General features: G+C 61.5%; 12 protein-coding genes. 3 read left to right on the forward strand and 9 right to left on the reverse strand.

The window, feature by feature from the left end; genetic code table 11:
• The first annotated feature begins 84 nt into the window (after positions 1-84).
• The gene (locus tag EII11_RS10480; RefSeq protein WP_165867059.1) at positions 85-315 is read left to right on the forward strand and encodes a hypothetical protein; all 231 of its coding nucleotides are present in this window, start codon (positions 85-87) and stop codon (positions 313-315) included.
• Positions 316-659: 344 nt separating this feature from the next.
• On the opposite strand, the gene eno is transcribed toward EII11_RS10480, so the two are convergent.
• The 5 genes from eno to galK all read right to left on the reverse strand — a co-directional run bounded on the left by eno (position 660) and on the right by galK (position 9059).
• Positions 660-1940 carry a phosphopyruvate hydratase gene (gene eno / locus EII11_RS04425; protein WP_124869185.1) on the reverse strand — a complete coding sequence of 427 codons (1281 nt, stop codon included), beginning with the start codon at positions 1938-1940 and terminating at the stop codon, positions 660-662.
• Between the two features lie 226 nt (positions 1941-2166).
• Entirely contained in the window at positions 2167-2733 is a 567-nt protein-coding gene (locus EII11_RS04430; protein WP_124869188.1) for a hypothetical protein, read from the reverse strand.
• 247 nt (positions 2734-2980) lie between these two features.
• Positions 2981-6664, reverse strand: coding sequence for a transcription-repair coupling factor (mfd, locus tag EII11_RS04435; protein WP_124869191.1), 3684 nt, complete (start codon positions 6662-6664; stop codon positions 2981-2983).
• 155 nt (positions 6665-6819) lie between these two features.
• Complete coding sequence (gene pth, locus EII11_RS04440; RefSeq protein WP_124869193.1) at positions 6820-7419, reverse strand: aminoacyl-tRNA hydrolase; 600 nt, start codon at positions 7417-7419, stop codon at positions 6820-6822.
• A 362-nt stretch (positions 7420-7781) separates the two neighbouring features.
• Positions 7782-9059 carry a galactokinase gene (gene galK / locus EII11_RS04445; RefSeq protein ID WP_124869196.1) on the reverse strand — a complete coding sequence of 426 codons (1278 nt, stop codon included), beginning with the start codon at positions 9057-9059 and terminating at the stop codon, positions 7782-7784.
• Between the two features lie 359 nt (positions 9060-9418).
• Between galK and EII11_RS04450 the strand changes: the two genes are divergently transcribed.
• Positions 9419-9961, forward strand: a complete 543-nt coding sequence (locus EII11_RS04450; protein ID WP_124869743.1) for a 2'-5' RNA ligase family protein — start codon at positions 9419-9421, stop codon at positions 9959-9961.
• Between the two features lie 26 nt (positions 9962-9987).
• Entirely contained in the window at positions 9988-11514 is a 1527-nt protein-coding gene (locus EII11_RS04455; RefSeq protein WP_165867061.1) for a YihY/virulence factor BrkB family protein, read from the forward strand.
• A gap of 60 nt (positions 11515-11574) precedes the next feature.
• Here the strand turns inward: EII11_RS04455 and EII11_RS04460 are convergent, their stop codons facing one another.
• From EII11_RS04460 to EII11_RS04475, 4 genes are all read right to left on the reverse strand, one after another.
• Complete coding sequence (locus EII11_RS04460; protein ID WP_124869202.1) at positions 11575-12411, reverse strand: exodeoxyribonuclease III; 837 nt, start codon at positions 12409-12411, stop codon at positions 11575-11577.
• Between the two features lie 120 nt (positions 12412-12531).
• On the reverse strand, positions 12532-13455 hold the full coding sequence (locus EII11_RS04465) for a carbamate kinase (protein ID WP_124869205.1): 924 nt from the start codon (positions 13453-13455) through the stop codon (positions 12532-12534).
• Between the two features lie 134 nt (positions 13456-13589).
• Positions 13590-14591: an ornithine carbamoyltransferase gene (gene argF / locus EII11_RS04470; protein ID WP_124869208.1), complete on the reverse strand. Its 1002-nt coding sequence runs from the start codon at positions 14589-14591 to the stop codon at positions 13590-13592.
• A 138-nt stretch (positions 14592-14729) separates the two neighbouring features.
• On the reverse strand, positions 14730-15941 hold the full coding sequence (locus EII11_RS04475; protein WP_124869211.1) for an arginine deiminase: 1212 nt from the start codon (positions 15939-15941) through the stop codon (positions 14730-14732).
• Positions 15942-15981 lie beyond the last annotated feature (40 nt).

Consider the following 15981-nt stretch of genomic DNA (forward strand, 5'->3'; position numbering starts at 1 on the left):
TTGAAGCTGTGAGCTGGTTGTGTGACAGCCGCAGTCCGGGAAGTATTCCTGTGACGCCTGCGTTCCTTAGAGCGCGTGTTCCGCGTGGGGCTTGGGTGGGTCAGTGATGATGCCGCTGCTCGGGAAGTCTTAGAGGTCGATCGTCGTTCGCTTGACGAGGTGACGGCCGATGCTTCTGGCGCTTGCTCGCGAGCGAGCGCTTCAGAGGGATTCTCAGGAGTGCCCGAGGGACGAGCCTGGGTGGATCCTCTGCGGCTGCGACGCGCGGAGGTCGCGTGGGGGGAAGCGGGTACGCCTCGCCGGCGGGGGCTGTGAGGCCTCTTGGGGCGGGGAGTCTGTTCCATATTCTTATGGTGCCCTGCCGTGTGGAAAGGTGCACTTGCGGCGCGCGGGGAACGACGACTCTGCCGTTTTCACCACAGCCCGACACAGCACCCCTGCCTCTCCCTCAGCTCTCTCCTGCCTCTCCCCTATCGCCCGCTTCCTGAAAATTTCCGCGAGTGGTCGCTTTGATGCGACCACTCGCGGCTAAAAGTTCAGGGCGGGAAAAGGTGGGGGCGCGTACCTCTTAAGAGATACGCGCCCCCCACCTGCTGCCCTCCGTTAAATCAGGAGAGGAGCGAAGCGGTTTTCCGTGCGCTTAGCAGCCGAGACGAGGCTCAGGCGGAGAAGCGGGGGAAGGCGTCGCGGCCAGCGTAGACAGCTGCATCGCCGAGTTCTTCTTCAATGCGCAGAAGCTGGTTGTACTTGGCAACGCGCTCGGAGCGGGCGGGGGCACCGGTCTTGATCTGGCCGGAGTTGGTAGCAACGGCGAGATCAGCGATGGTGGTGTCCTCGGTTTCACCGGAGCGGTGCGAGGTCATGGAGCGGTATCCGCTGCGGTGTGCGAGCTCAATGGCGTCGAGGGTCTCGGTCAGGGAGCCAATCTGGTTCACCTTCACGAGCAGAGCGTTAGCGGCAGCCATGTCGATGCCCTTGCGCAGACGCTCGGGGTTGGTGACGAAGAGGTCGTCGCCGACGAGCTGGCAGCGGCCACCGATCTGAGCGGTGAGGGCCTTCCAGGCATCCCATTCGTCCTCGGAGAGCGGATCTTCGATGGAGACGAGGGGGTAGTCCGAGATGAGCTTCTCATAGTAGGAGACCATGTAGTCGGTGGGACGGCCTTCGCCTTCGAACTGGTAGAGGCCGTCCTTGAAGAACTCGGTGGAGGCGACGTCCAGAGCCAGGGCCACGTCGGCGCCGGGCTTGTAGCCTGCGCGCTCGATGGCCTCGATGATGAGGTCGAGAGCAGCGGCGTTGGAGTCGAGGTTGGGGGCGAAGCCGCCCTCGTCACCCAGGCCGGTGGACAGGCCACGTTCCTTGATGACGGACTTGAGGGTGTGGTAGACCTCTGCGCCCCAGCGGAGGGCATCGCGGAAGGTGGGAGCGCCGATGGGGGCGATCATGAATTCCTGGATGTCCACGTTGGTGTCGGCGTGGGAGCCACCGTTGAGGATGTTCATCATCGGGACGGGCAGAACGTGAGCGTTCGGGCCGCCGATGTAGCGGTAGAGGGGCAGGCCTGCGGATTCAGCAGCGGCCTTGGCAACGGCGAGGGAGACGCCGAGGATGGCGTTGGCGCCGAGCTTGCCCTTGTTGTCGGTGCCGTCGAGGGCAATCATTGCCTCGTCGATCTGACGCTGGTCGGCGGCGTCCTCGTCGATGAGTTCGGGGGCGATGACTTCGATCACGGCGTCAACGGCGTCCTGAACGCCCTTGCCGAGGTAGCGATCCTTGTCACCGTCGCGGCGCTCTACAGCTTCGAAAGCGCCGGTGGATGCGCCGGAGGGAACAGCAGCGCGCGAAACAGTGCCGTCCTCAAGCAGAACCTCAACCTCAACGGTGGGGTTACCGCGGGAGTCCAGGATCTCGCGTGCTCCGATAGCCTCAATCCTTGCCACGTCATTCTCCAATCGATCGTCTGCGTGGGCAGTCAGGTTCCACCGTAGCCCCGGTGGTGGGGTTTCAGTACCCCCTGGGTGGGAGTACGAAGTCTGTTTGGCCCTTGAAGGGGCCTTTTTGTGGGGCGAGGGCGACAATGGTCCCATCCTTGTGAACGGAAGGAGCGTTCACGTAGGAGGGGTGCGTCACACTCGCCTCTGAAGGCGTCGAGGTGCCTTCAGAAAACTAGCGGGCGCCGTGAGTATGGGAACTCACGACATCACCAAAGGTGGAGGGGGCCAGGAGGTCAGTTTCCTCGTCGAAGGTGCCGTATCGAGGGTTCACCTCAATGTCAGTGTTTTGGACAAGCTCAGCGTATTGAGCGTTTGCTGCCTCAATCTGAGCAGGGTCCGTGATCACTGCGCTCAACTTGTCAGTGAGCATCTGCAGTCGCAGGAAATCACGGGTCACGGCGGACAATTCCCCTTCGGGGAAGGCTGCAAAAGCCCCCGCTGCGACCTGTGCCTTGGCGAAGTCCTCAATTTCCGAGTCAGCAACGGTGATGTTGTTTTGCTTCGCAAACTCGGTGATAAGTGAGGCTCGTGATATGGCGTTCACGAGGACGGGGGTGTCAACGGGGCGGCCAGCTATTTCACTGATTTGGGCAACGCCTGTGGAAATGTCCGTGTTGCTGTAGGTGGTGTCGCCGACGCTCATTGCGGTGCCAGGATTTCCTGCGCAAGCGCTCAGGGTGAAGACTGCGGCCAGCCCTGCGGCCAAGGTGGCGAAACGTGCCTTGCGGTTGAGATTCACTGTTGTCCTCTCCTTGCGGCCCTCGGTGGGCCTTTACCTATTTTAGCGGTCTCGCGCGACTTTTGGCACACGGGCCCACTCAGGTGTTGACCGGTATCTTCGCCTTTTTCCGCGAGTGGTCGCTTCAATGCGACCACTCGCGAAAAATAGACAAGACATTCAAAGGACACCTGCACGTCATCCCATAAGTCAGCGGCAACAAAACACCTGATCAGCGCACTACTGGCTGCGATCCTTCAGCCGTCAACTATTGGCTAAACGGAACCAGGATTTTCATGACGAGGTTCTCCACCCACTCCAGCAGTGCCTCGTCAGTAACAGGCTCCCCACCAATACGAGCGGTCAGCGGCAAGGGCACCAGCACCTGGCGCACCGCCGCCTTAATGACAGCCCCAGGGTGCAGACGCTTCAAACGCATGACCTGCGAATCGGCCAACTCAACGGGGGCCACTCGTAGGTACTTGCCCTGTGTGGCGACCTCGGCAATCCCCGCCCCTCGCAGCATCTCGCGCATGCGCGCAACAGCAAAAAGCAGCTCCACCTCGCGAGGCAGCGGCCCATAGCGGTCGGCCAACTCCTCGCGCACGTCGGCCTCGTGTTCGAGCGTCGAGCAGGCAGCGATCTTGGCGTACACCTCCAAGCGAAGGCGCTCAGAATCCACATAATCCACCGGAATGTGGGCATCCACCGCCAGATCCATCTTGACCTCAGCCTTCTCAGCGGGCTTTTCCCCCTTGAAGGCAGCCACGGCGTCAGCAACCATACGCACATACATATCAAAGCCCACGCCCTCGATGTGCCCTGACTGCGCGCCACCCAGCAGGTTTCCGGCACCGCGAATCTCCAGGTCCTTTTGGGCCACAGCCAAACCCGAGCCCAGGTCTGAGTGGATGGCAATAGTCTTGAGACGCTCATGCGCTGTCTCGGTCAGTGTCTTATCGCCGGGGTAGAAGAAGTAGGCGTAGGCGCGTTCGCGGCCTCGTCCCACGCGGCCGCGCAACTGGTGGAGCTGGGACAACCCAAAAGCATCAGCACGGTCGACAATGAGCGTATTCGCATTGGAGATATCCAGGCCGGTTTCAACAATGGTTGTACACACGAGCACGTCGAAGTCGTGGTTCCAGAAGTCCACAATGACCCGTTCAAGCTGTTGCTCAGAGAGCTTCCCGTGAGCCACGCGCACACGCGCCTCTGGCACCAGCTCTTGAATATGTGCGGCCACCTTATTAATGCTCTCGACACGATTGTGGACGAAGAACACCTGCCCGTCACGCAAGAGCTCACGGCGGATTGCCGCACTGACCTGTGCATCCGTGTAGCTGCCAACGAAGGTCAGCACAGGCTGACGCTCTTCGGGTGGGGTCTGCAGGATCGACATTTCGCGAATCCCCGACACCGCCATTTCCAGGGTGCGTGGGATGGGTGTGGCCGACATGGAGAGCACATCAACGTCCGTGCGCAGGGCCTTGAGTGTTTCCTTGTGCTCAACGCCAAAGCGCTGTTCCTCGTCAATAATGACCAGCCCCAGGTCCTTGAAACGTACGGTGCCCGTCAGCAGGGAGTGCGTGCCAATGACCAGGTCAACCCGCCCCGAGGTCAGGCCCTCTTTGATGTCTTCGGCCTCCTTGGCGGTGGTGAAGCGTGAGAGGGAGCCGATCGTGACCGGGAAACCCGCGTAGCGTTCAGTGAAGGTCTCGACGTGTTGTTGGACGAGTAGCGTGGTGGGCACGAGGACGGCCACCTGCTTGCCATCCTGGATGGCTTTGAAGGCGGCACGCACAGCGATCTCCGTCTTGCCGTAACCCACGTCGCCGGTGAGGAGGCGATCCATCGGCACGGACTTTTCCATGTCGGCCTTGACCTCGTCGATGGTGACGAGCTGGTCGGGCGTTTCGACGTAGGGGAAGGCGTCTTCGAGTTCTCGCTGCCAGGGGGTGTCTGGGGCGAAGGCGTGTCCGCGTGTCGATTGGCGTGCGGCGTAGAGGCGGATGAGTTCCTTGGCGACCTCGTTGACCGCTTTTTTCGCCTTCGCTTTGGCTTTAGCCCATTCGGCGCCCCCCATCTTCGTCAGGGCTGGCTGATCTGAACCGGTGTACTTCGAGATCTGATCGAGGGAGTCGGTAGGGACGAACAGGCGGTCGCCGGGCTGGCCTCGTTTAGAGGGCGCGTACTCGATGACGAGGTAGTCGCGAGTGACTGCTCCGTCGCCACGGCCCACCGTGCGTGACACCATCTCAATGAAGCGTCCGATGCCGTGCTGCTCGTGGACGATGTAGTCGCCGGGCTGCAGGGTAAGGGGGTCAACGCCTTTGCGTCGGCGTGAGGGCATACGGCGCATGTCGCGGGTGGTCGCCCCGACGCGACCACTGAGGTCAGATTCGGTGAGGACCGCGAGTTTGAGGTCTGCAGCGACGAAGCCCTTCCCTGCGCCTGCCGACGTGACGTAGACGAGGCCTTCGTCAGGGGTGTGAGTCAGGTCATCAACGAGGCGTGCACCCACTCCTGCCTCGCCAAGGATGCTGGCGATACGGCGGGCGGGGCCAGGGCCTTCGGAGGTGACGAGGATGCGCCAGCGGGCTCTGGCCAGGTCGGCAAGGTCGGCGGAGGCTTTGGCGAAGTCACCACGGTAGGGGCGCACGTCGCGGGCGCCAATGGCCATGAGGGTGGGTGAGGCGATGGCAGCGTGGGTCTCGCGGGTAAGGAGGGCGCCGGAGGAGGCAAGGACGTCGTCCTCGACGCTCGCACTGTCTGCGGCGCTGGCGGTAAAAGCGGAGGCGTCAAAAGCGCTGTCACCATAAGTGTCAGTACCACCGATTGCGTCAGCGAGGGCGGCGGGCGGGAGATCGGTGAGTTCCCACCATGCGCGCTCGGCGGTGGGGGCCGCTCCCCCGCCCCAAATGTCGTCGAGTTCGAGGAAGGAGGCGCTACCGGCCTCGAGGGGGACGTCTCCCCCGCCAGCCGCCACAGACCATGCTGCGGCGAGGAATTCGTCGGTGGTGGCCACCAGGTCTGCGGCGCGGGCTCGCACACGCTCCGGGTCAGACATGAGGAAGACAGCGTCGGCCGGTAGAAGATCTGCGAGGGAGTCCATGCCGCCCACGAGGATGGGGGCGAGGGATTCGAGGCCGGGTGCTGCAATGCCTTCGGAGGCGAGGGCGAGGATTTCGGCGGCACCGGGCAGTTGGCTGGCGGCTTGGGCGGCGCGGGTGCGGACCTCGCGAGTGAGGAGGAGCTCACGGCAGGCCGGAGCCCACAGTCCGTCGGGGGCGGTGCCGAGGGTGCGTTGGTCTTGGACGGAGAAGGCGCGGATTTCGTCGACTTCGTCGCCCCAGAGTTCGATGCGTAGGGGGTGGGCTTCTTGTGGGGGGAAGACGTCGAGGATGCCGCCCCTGTGGGAGATCTGGCCGCGGGATTCAACCATGTCGACGCGCTGGTAGCCCAGGGCGGTCAGGCGCGCAACGAGGCCCGGCAGGTCGACGATGTCGCGGGGGCGGACGCGCACGGGTTCGAGGTCGCCTAGTCCGGTGATGATGGGTTGAAGGAGGGCGCGCACGGGGACGACGAGGACGTTGATGGGGCCCGCATGGGGGTCGCCTGGGGTGGGGTGGGCAAGGCGGCGGAGCACGGCGATGCGTGTGGCCATGGTGTCCACTTGGGGTGAGAGGCGCTCGTGGGGCAGGGTTTCCCAGGCGGGGAAGATGGCGACGTTGTCGGTCCATGCGCGTAGGGCTTCGGCGGCGATGTGGGCGTCGCGTCCGGTGGCGGTGAGGTAGACGATGAAGGTGCCTTGGTTGGCGACTGCTCCGGCGAGGGCGGGGCGGATGCCGCTGGGGGCGACGAGGGTGCCGTCGTGGCGGGCCCGCATGGAGGACAGGGCTTCGCTGAAGGCGGGGTCACTGGCGAGGATGGGGGCCAGGCCTGTGATCTTCATGCGGGGGTCCTTTCGCTGCTGGCCGCTGGCGGGCAGTTGGCCTCAGTGCTGACTGAATCTGCTGACGATCTGTGCCCCACACCGGGGCGCAAAACCTGAATGTATGCTGATAACGCGAGTGGTCGCTTCGAAGCGACCACTCGCGAAATGAGGGCTTAAGTGCGGGAGTGGAGGCGCTGCTGGGCTTCACTAAAGCCCACAGTCACTACTTCTTCTACGACGTCGGCGGCTTCCTCGTAGAACACCTCCCAGTCGGGGCGTTCTCTCACGGGAAGGGGCGCGAGGACGAAGTCAGCGGCATCCTGACGCCCTGGCGGTCGCCCGATGCCCATACGCAGACGGTGGTAGTCCTTCGTGCCGAAGTGTTGGGAGAGGGACTTGAGGCCGTTATGTCCGCCCTCGCCCCCACCGAGCTTGAGGCGCATCTGGTGTGGAGGCAGGTCAAGCTCGTCGTGGATGACTAGGAGCTGGTCAGGGCCCACGCCCAGGAATTTTGCCAGGGCGGAAATGGGGCCGCCCGAGGTGTTCATGTAGCTGTCGGATTTGGCGATGATAACGCGCGGTCCGGGGTTGCCTCCGGGGAGCACGCCCAGGCGGATGTCAGCCATGTGGGTGCGGCTACGGTGGCGTACCAGGGAGGTCCCGGCGCGGCGGGCCAGCACATCAATGACCTGGTGTCCGACATTGTGGCGGGTTTGTGCGTATTGCTCTCCGGGATTGCCCAGTCCAACGATGAGCCACGGCTGCGAAGTCATATGCTCGATTCTGCCATTGCCCGCGGGGGTGGGCACAATTGCCCAGCTTGTGATCTTGGCCCCCTCTTCCTTTCGCGCCTCCCTATTCTCCTCTCTGTCTGACTTATCTCGCGCCTCGTATCTCGTGTCTCGTCGGCTGAGCCTCAGACTCCTCATCAAACCTGAACTTTTCCCGCGAGTGGTCACCTGTACCTGAGAGTTCACCGCGAGTGGTCATCTCCATGCGACCACTCGCGGGAAATTTACAGGAACAGTCCAGTAACTAACCGGGAACAGGCGAGGCGGAAACAAAGGACACAAGAAAGGGGTGAGGCCCCAACCGGGAAGCCTCACCCCCATCTTGCGACGAAGAAAAGTCAGCCTTATTCGACGCGGCCAGCCCCGTCAGCCGGGGTTGCCACGAACACATGCGGCTGAGCAAACCCACGCTCCGCGAAAGCCTCGGTCACAGCGCGAGCAATCTCTTCAGCCTGTTCCGTCTTCACCAGGGCGATCACGCTACCGCCAAAGCCGCCGCCTGTCATGCGCGCTCCGTAGGCGCCGCGAGCGCGTGCGACGTCAACGGCTACATCCAGTTCGGGGACGGTGACCTCGTAATCGTCGCGTAGGGAGTCGTGCGAATCATTCATCAGACCACCCAGGACCTGCAGTTTCTCTTCGCTGAGCAGCGGTTCGGATTCAAGGATGTCGATGAATGCTTTGGTGCGGGCAATCTCAGATAGGACGTGGCGGGTGCGGGCTTGCAAACGTTCACGGTCTTCTTCTGGGGCGTTGTCGGCCAGTGCCGTCATGGCGGCCTCGTAGTCCTCGACGTCAACCAGCAGGTTAACGCCGAGGATAGCGGCGGCGGCTTCGCAGTCTGCGCGGCGCTGTCCGTATTGGCCGTCGACTAGCTGGTGGGGGGCTCGGGTGTCGATGACCAGCAGTTCGCAGCCGCTGGCGGCGATGTCGAAGGGGGTTTGGCGCACGCTCATGTCGCGCGAATCCAGGACGAGGGCGTGTCCGTGGGTGCAGTGCATGGATGCGCTCTGGTCGAGGCCGCCGGTGTTGGCTCCGGCGATGTCGTTTTCTGCGCGGCGGGATGCGGTGACGAGGATTCCGCGGCCTTCCTTATTGGGGGCCTCAACGGTGCCTGCCAGGCCGAGTCCGGCTAGGTCGTCGAGGGCGACGGCGGTGGCGCATTCCAGTGCTGCTGAGGAGGAGAGGCCTGCTCCCAGTGGCACGCAGGACCACAGGGCGATGTCGAAGCCAGTGAGCGGCCCGTAGCCTGCTTGTTCGAGGGCCCATGCGACGCCAACGAGGTAGGCGGCCCAGCCTTTGACTTCACCTTCGCTGCCCGCGGGGCCGATGGTGTCGAGGTTGAGTTCGTCGACGGCGTCAACGGTTTGTGGGGAGACGAGGCGTACGCGTCGGTCTGGTCGGGGGCGGACGGCGACGTAGGCGGCGTGGGGCAGGGCGATGGGAAGGCAGGGGCCGCCGTTGTAGTCGACGTGTTCACCGATGATGTTGACGCGTCCGGGGGCGCGCCATACGCCCTCGGCCTCGCCGCCGAAGATGCGGGTGAAGAGTTCGCGGGCGTTGCGTGCGCCTTCTTCGGTGGAGGCTGCGGGGGTCCAGATGATGTCGGGGGTGTTCGTCATGGTCACCACACTTCTTTTGATGTCGCTCTGCTTCGAGTGTTCTTGAGCTTTTATTGTCGCAAAGGGGGCGATCTACAGGATCAGCGTTTGTCACATGCACAGCCTGTAATGAGAGTATCTCCACAAGGTCATGTAATAACAAAATGCCTCTAATCTGCGAATTCGCTCACTTTAGATCAAGTTTAGGGCATTTATTGCTGCTCTTCAGCCATCTGCGCGGCTTGGCTTGCTGTTAAACTCTCCAAATCGGCCCCGACAGGCGGCTGCGCTTTGTACACTCATAAAGTTAACGATTCATCGTCTCCGCCTTGATGTTCACTGAGAGCCTCTATGTGGAAACCCGATCAGAAAAGGTCGCTATGTATCTTCCTCCCCTTGCCGACGGGCAGGAGTGGATCGGCATTATCATCGCGATCCCTGAACCCTGGGTGACACACTTGACAGAGTTGCGCCGTTCTTTAGGGGATGAGCAGGCAAATCGGGTGCCCGCACATATCACGCTCCTACCGCCAACAGCGGTGAATACACGTGACCGCGAGGCCCTCATCCACCACCTGTCCACCATCGCCCAACGCCATCAAGCTTTCACGGTGACTTTGCGCGGTTCTGATTCCTTCCGGCCAGTCTCACCCGTTGCCTTCGTCAAGGTTGACGGTGGCGCACAGGAATGTACCGAGCTTGCTGAGGATATTCGCAGTGGCATCCTCGACATTGATCTGCGTTTCCCGTACCACCCTCATGTGACCTTGGCTCACGGTCTTGATGACGCATCTCTCGATGCTGCACTAGACGCCACCACGGATTTTGAAGCATCCTGGAAGGTACCCGGTTTTCGACTTGATCGCGTTGATGCCTCCGGCCATTACTCATCAATGGCCCTCTTTGATTTCGAGGTCAACTGACCTCCCCTACTGTGAAGGAGCGCCCTTTGGACACTCCCGCCACCCCCATTGTTCGTACCCCTCCGGCCACCGCTTCCCATCTGGTTGCCCCCTCCTTGCGTGAAGCTCTGAGCGCGCCCACCTTGGGTGAGAAGCTTCAAAAGCTCCTCCAATGGTGGCCAACAACCCGCCTGGCGCGCACACTTGAGCGCTATTTCGGTGTTGACGGAGATCTCATTGCTTCTGGCCTTGCCCTGACGATCTTGATCTCCCTGACGGCAGCCTTAACCGTTGCGTGGACGATTTTTATGGCCGTCTTGGGCACCTACGATGAGATCCGCACAGGAACCCTGGAAGCGATTGCGTCCAACTTCCCCGGCCTCATTGACACCCCCTCTTCGCCCGGCCTCGTTAACCCTGATGACCTGGTGACCTCAACCGCGTGGACACCAACCTCGATCGTTGCTTTCCTTGTTATGGCATGGACTGGCATGGGTCTTGTTGGACGCCTGGGACGTTCGCTGCGCACGATCTTTGGCCTGGTAGTACTCCCTGAAAGCATTGTGAAGTTCTACCTGCGTAACCTTGTGGGCGCGCTGGGCCTTGCCCTGTCTCTCCTCCTGGGTGTGGGCGTGGGCCTGATCGTTGATGTTGCGCGCGACTGGCTTTTTAGCGTGTTCTCCATTGACCCCACCCCTGTTAGTAGCGCGGTGGTGTGGTTGCTGTCGTTGCTGGTGCCTTTCCTTGTGTACATGGGAGTGGGTTTTATCCTGCTGCAGGTGGTCGCTGGGATTCGCCCACCCAAGAAGGATCTTGTGTGGGGCCTGGTGCTCATGGCAACGGCCTCGACACTTCTGCGTGTGGCGGGTACGAGCGTCGTCTCGTCGGTGTCGGGACCTCTGCTGACTACTGCCACAACACTGATCACGCTGGTCTTGTGGATCAACCTTCAAATGCGAGTGACGCTCATGGTTGCGGCGTGGATTGCCAACCCTCCGCGCGCTTTGCCGATTAGCGATCCGGAGCATATGCGTTTTGAGGAGCGCCCCAATTACGTGACCATGTCGGTGCCGACCACTCTGGAGTGGCCTCGCCACATGATTACTGGCGCCCTAGCACCGGCACCGATCCCGCCTTCCCTGCCTGCTTCTCCCCTGCCTTTCTTTGACATCCCGCCGAAGCGCACGCTACGTTCGTGGCTCTTTGGCCCTTCAGAGATCGCCCAGCGTAACGAGGCTCGTGCCCGGCAGCAGACCAAAGCGGCAGATAACCTCACCGCCGATGATGCGACCACTGCCGATCATTCTGTCGTTTCGACCCTGCCCGGCCTGCCCGCAGAACACGACATTCCTGAGCAAGCGCCACACCGCGAGGACGCTGCTACGCCTACCACCGGCGAGGATTCCCATACTGCGGGAGAGCAAAGCGGCGGCACCGAGCCCACTGATGAGGAGCGCGAGGCCGATGCGGCGCCCTCCCCTGCCGATGAGGAACTCAGTGAGGCTGAGCTTCGAGAGCGCGCAGGCGTCAAAGAGCAGGACGCAAACTTTGAGGGGCAGGCTCCATCTGCGTAGCCCTCTCAACAATGAAACGCCCTCGCAAGCATTATCTTGCGAGGGCGTTTGTTTTGTCTGTCAGTCAAGCGCGTAATCGATGGTCAGGGGCGCATGATCGGAGAAACGCAGATCGTAGCTGTCAGGACGGTCAATGCGGAATGCTTGGGCACGGGCGGCCAGGGCTGGGGTGGCGTAGTGGTAGTCGATGCGCCAGCCAGCATTGTTGTCGAAGGCTTGGCCGCGCCAGGACCACCAGGTGTAGGGACCTTGGATGTCACCGGCAAGGTCACGCGTGACGTCATGCCAGCCTTCGTCAACCCACTGGTCAAGGAAGGTGATTTCCTCATCAAGCACGCCTGAACGCTTATTGTGGTTGGGCTTCCAGTTTTTAATGTCTTTCTCGGAGCGCACGACATTGTAGTCGCCACCCACAACAACCTCGGGTCCGCCATTGGCTGCTTCGGCGTGCAGTTGCGCCAGACGGGCACCGATGCGGGGCAGGTGGGCCATTTTGGCTTCCTGCTTGGGGGTGTCTTTTTCGCCGGAGTGGAAGTAAGCGGAGATGACGCGAACCGTGCCTCCACCAGCGAAGTGAACAGTTGCTTCAACCCAGCGTCCTGAGTCGGCATCGGTTTCGTCCTCGTCCAGGATCGTTCGAAGGGAGTCGTGGTCGATGCTTGCGCGTTCCTTGTGCGCGGCGATAGCAACGCCGGCGCGGCCTTTAATACGGCAGGGAACGGTGATTGTGTCCCATTCTTCGCCCATCAGTTCGGCAGCGATATCTTCGGGGGCGCGCACTTCCTGCATGAGAACAACAGCGGGTGCCTCGCGTTCGAGCCATTCGTGGAGGCCCTTTTTTGCGGCGGCTCGGATGCCGTTGAGGTTGACAGTGGCGATAGATGCGGTTGAAGTCATTTCCTCATCCTAACGGCAGCGTCCCCTTTTCGGCTCCCACTGCTCGCGAGAGGTCGCATAGAACTGACCACTCGCGAAAATATGCAGGGCGCGTTGGGGGAATATTCAGAAAGAACGAGGTTACCTGTCGTTGTCCGTTGAGGGCACCACAAGAGTTCCGCCCCGCCCTTCTACCAGCGCCGTCACCTCATGGAGGGAACCAATAACCGCACGCTTACCGGTAGCCTCCACGAAGGCACAGGCGGCCTCGACCTTGGGGCCCATTGACCCAGCAGGCAACTGAAGGGCACGTAACTGCCGTGGTGTTGCTTGTTGAACGCGAGTAGCCGCATCCGTGCCATAGTCCAGGTACACGCCATCAACGTCAGTGACAATAATGAGCATATCGGCCTCAAGTTCGCGGGCAAGCAAGGCTGCACTGAGATCCTTGTCGACAACAGCCTCAACCCCCATCATGAGGCCGCGCTCGTCACGGACGACGGGAATCCCTCCCCCACCTGAGCACACCACCACGAAACCGCCGTTGACAAGCATACGGATCGCGGGGGCCTCGACAATAGCGTGAGGAGTCGGAGAGGGCACCACGCGACGCATGTACTGGCCGTCGGCAGCGAACACCCAGCCTTTCTCCTGCGCAAGCGCCTGAGCCTCATCGGCGCTCAGGACTTCGCCAATAAACTTCGTTGGCGCGCTAAAAGCTGGATCATCGGCGCGTACTTCCGTGCGTCCAGCCAGGGCAACAACATTGCGATGCGGCAAGGCCTCCTGCAGGCCCTGCACCAACCAGTGGCCGATCATGCCTTGGGTCTGCGCCACAAGAGTGTCAAAAGGATAGGGTTCACTCAAACGCGGGTCAGCCGATGACTCAGCCGCCAAAACCCCCACCTGCGGGCCGTTACCGTGGGTCACCACCAGGTCGTGCTGGCGGGCAATCTGGGCAAGCTGTTCGGCAGCAATGCGGGCGTTCTCTACCTGGGGCGCATGATCGGATGACTGGCCTCGTTGAAGCAGGGCGTTGCCTCCCAAAGCTGCCACGATACGCATGTCCTGTGTCCTTCACTTGTTGACCAACCCAGCAGGCTGGCATCGACGGTCAGTAGTAACGAGAGAAAAGTGAATGCAGGGTGCCGGCCTCACCCAGCACCCTGCATAGGGCACGATCCCTGAAATATCGGGGATCAGCGACCCAGGGTAGCCACCATCACAGCCTTGATGGTGTGCATACGGTTCTCCGCCTGGTCAAACACGATCGACGCCTCCGATTCGAAGACCTCATTAGTGACCTCAACCCCATCCATGCCCGTAGCCTGGTAAAGCTGCTCACCAATGACGGTATTGCGATCGTGGTAGGCCGGCAGACAGTGCATGAACTTCGCCTGCGGACCAGCCTTCGCCATCAGCGCAGCGTTCACTTGATAGTCACGCAGCATGGCAATACGTTCATCCCACACTTCCTTGGGCTCACCCATGGACACCCAAATGTCGGTGTGGACAAAGTCCACCCCCGCGACGCCCTCGTCAACCGACTCCGTCAACGTCACCCGTGCACCAGTTTCCTCAGCGACACGGTGAGCTTGGGCGATACATTCCTCATCGGGCCACAGCGCCTTCGGGGCAACGATACGCACATCAGCACCAATCAACGCGCCGTTAATCAGCAGCGAGCGGCCCATGTTAAAGCGAGCATCACCAACGTACGCGTAGGAGATCTCAGAAAGGTCGCGTCCACCCGCATGCTCAAGCATGGTCAGCGAGTCGCACAGCATCTGCGTGGGGTGCCAGTCGTCGGTCAGCCCATTCCACACGGGCACGCCCGACAATTCAGCGAGGATATCGACATTGGACTGCAGGTCCCCACGGTATTCAATGCCGTCAAACATGCGGCCCAGGACGCGGGCGGTATCAGCAACGGATTCCTTATGGCCGATCTGCGAGGCAGACGGGTCAAGGTAGGTGACGTTCGCCCCCTGATCGTAGGCGGCGACCTCGAAAGAACAGCGCGTGCGGGTGGAGGTCTTTTCAAAGATGAGGGCGATATTCATGCCCTTCATCGTCTGCTCTTCGCGGCCCGCTTTCTTCGCGGCTTTCAGCTCAGCAGCCAAGTCGATGAGGGAGCGCCATTCTGCGGGGGTGAAGTCGAGTTCGCGCAGGAAGTGGCGGCCGTGAAGTGCGTGGGGCATGGAGTGTCCTTTCCCAGAAGTCGAGGGGATGCTGGGGTGCCAGCGAGGCATTTCGCTGGTATCGTATCGCGTTCCCATAGTGTCGAGGGCGAGGCCGCCTTCCCAGCGTGGCGGTCTTGAGCGGCAGGCAGCCGGAAGTTAGTTGTTGTCCGAGGCCCGAGCGATCGGACAACTCATGCAGCGCGGGCCGCCTCTGCCTCGACCAAGCTCATTGCCGGGTACGGGAACAACGGTCAGCCCCTGACTTTCCAGGTAGTCATTGGTGACAGTATTGCGTTCGTAGGCGATTACCACGCCGGGGGCAATAGCAAGCAGGTTCGAGCCGTCGTTCCACTGCTCTCGTTCTGCTGCAAGAGTATCCATCGGAGGGTGAAGAACACGGATGGAATCAATGCCCAGTGCGCCGGCGATGACCTGATGCATGTCCTCCCCAGGGTTGTCGGTGACAGACACTGTTCCTGGCGTCATGCCGGGGCGAATTGTGTGCGAGCGGAGCATGCCCAGGCCCGCGTACTTGACGAAGGTTCCTTCATCAGCCATGGTCATGGCGGTGTCAAAGTGCATGAGGGCGCGTGCCTTGGGCATTTCCATGGCGATTACTTGGGCGATGGTGCCGCCCTCGAAAAGCTTAAGCGCGAGGCGTTCAACGCCCTGTGCGTTGGTGCGTTCCCCCATGCCGACGATCACGGTGTCGTTACCAAGAACCATAATGTCGCCGCCTTCGACGGTGGCGGTGCCTGCCCTGCCGTCATCCCACTGCAGGGTGTCGGAAAAACGCGGGTGGTGAGAGTAGATGATGCGCGCATTCACTGATTCACGCAGGCGGGCGCGCTTGCACATTGAGCCAATGAATACCCCATCGTGAATCCACGCGGAAGTATCACGGGTGAACAGGTGGTTAGGTAAGGGGGTGAGGATGAAGTCGTCAGCGTTCATGGCGCCAATGACTGTCGAGGCCGGTACCGACACGCGGTCAAGCAATTCACGCTTCGTGATGCCTGCGATGAGGAGTTCAGCAAGGTCTTCAGGGCTGAGGCTTTCGGCATAGGAGCGGATCGCGTCAAGGGCGGCGCACCCAAAAGCCTCGCTTGTGACAACTTCTGTCAGGGCTTGTTCGCGCGCCTGGGGCGAGTGGAGCGCTTGGGCGAGCAGCTCCTCGAAGTAGAGAACCTCAGCGCCGCGGCTACCGAGGGCCTTTGCAAAGGCGTCGTGTTCTTCTTGGGCGCGCTCAAGCCACAGGAGGTCATCAAAGAGTAATTCGTCCTTATTTGACGGTGTCAGTCGAAGCATTTCCTTGCCGGGGCGGTGCACAATAACTTGGGTGAGGGGTGCAAGATCAGAGACGATCATGGGCAAGGTCCTTTCCGGAGTCGCGTGGGCGTTCGCAAGC

Origin of the sequence: Schaalia canis (genome assembly GCF_003858455.1) — a bacterium.
Lineage (GTDB): Bacteria > Actinomycetota > Actinomycetes > Actinomycetales > Actinomycetaceae > Pauljensenia > Pauljensenia canis.

Coding starts and splice junctions, on each gene's coding strand:
- mfd (WP_124869191.1), bottom strand. CDS start 6,664: ATGAAGATCACAGGCCTGGCCCCCATCCTCGCCAGTGACCCCGCCTTC.
- pth (WP_124869193.1), bottom strand. CDS start 7,419: ATGACTTCGCAGCCGTGGCTCATCGTTGGACTGGGCAATCCCGGAGAG.
- galK (WP_124869196.1), bottom strand. CDS start 9,059: ATGACGAACACCCCCGACATCATCTGGACCCCCGCAGCCTCCACCGAA.
- EII11_RS04450 (WP_124869743.1), top strand. CDS start 9,419: ATGTATCTTCCTCCCCTTGCCGACGGGCAGGAGTGGATCGGCATTATC.
- EII11_RS04460 (WP_124869202.1), bottom strand. CDS start 12,411: ATGACTTCAACCGCATCTATCGCCACTGTCAACCTCAACGGCATCCGA.
- EII11_RS04465 (WP_124869205.1), bottom strand. CDS start 13,455: ATGCGTATCGTGGCAGCTTTGGGAGGCAACGCCCTGCTTCAACGAGGC.
- argF (WP_124869208.1), bottom strand. CDS start 14,591: ATGCCCCACGCACTTCACGGCCGCCACTTCCTGCGCGAACTCGACTTC.
- EII11_RS04475 (WP_124869211.1), bottom strand. CDS start 15,941: ATGATCGTCTCTGATCTTGCACCCCTCACCCAAGTTATTGTGCACCGC.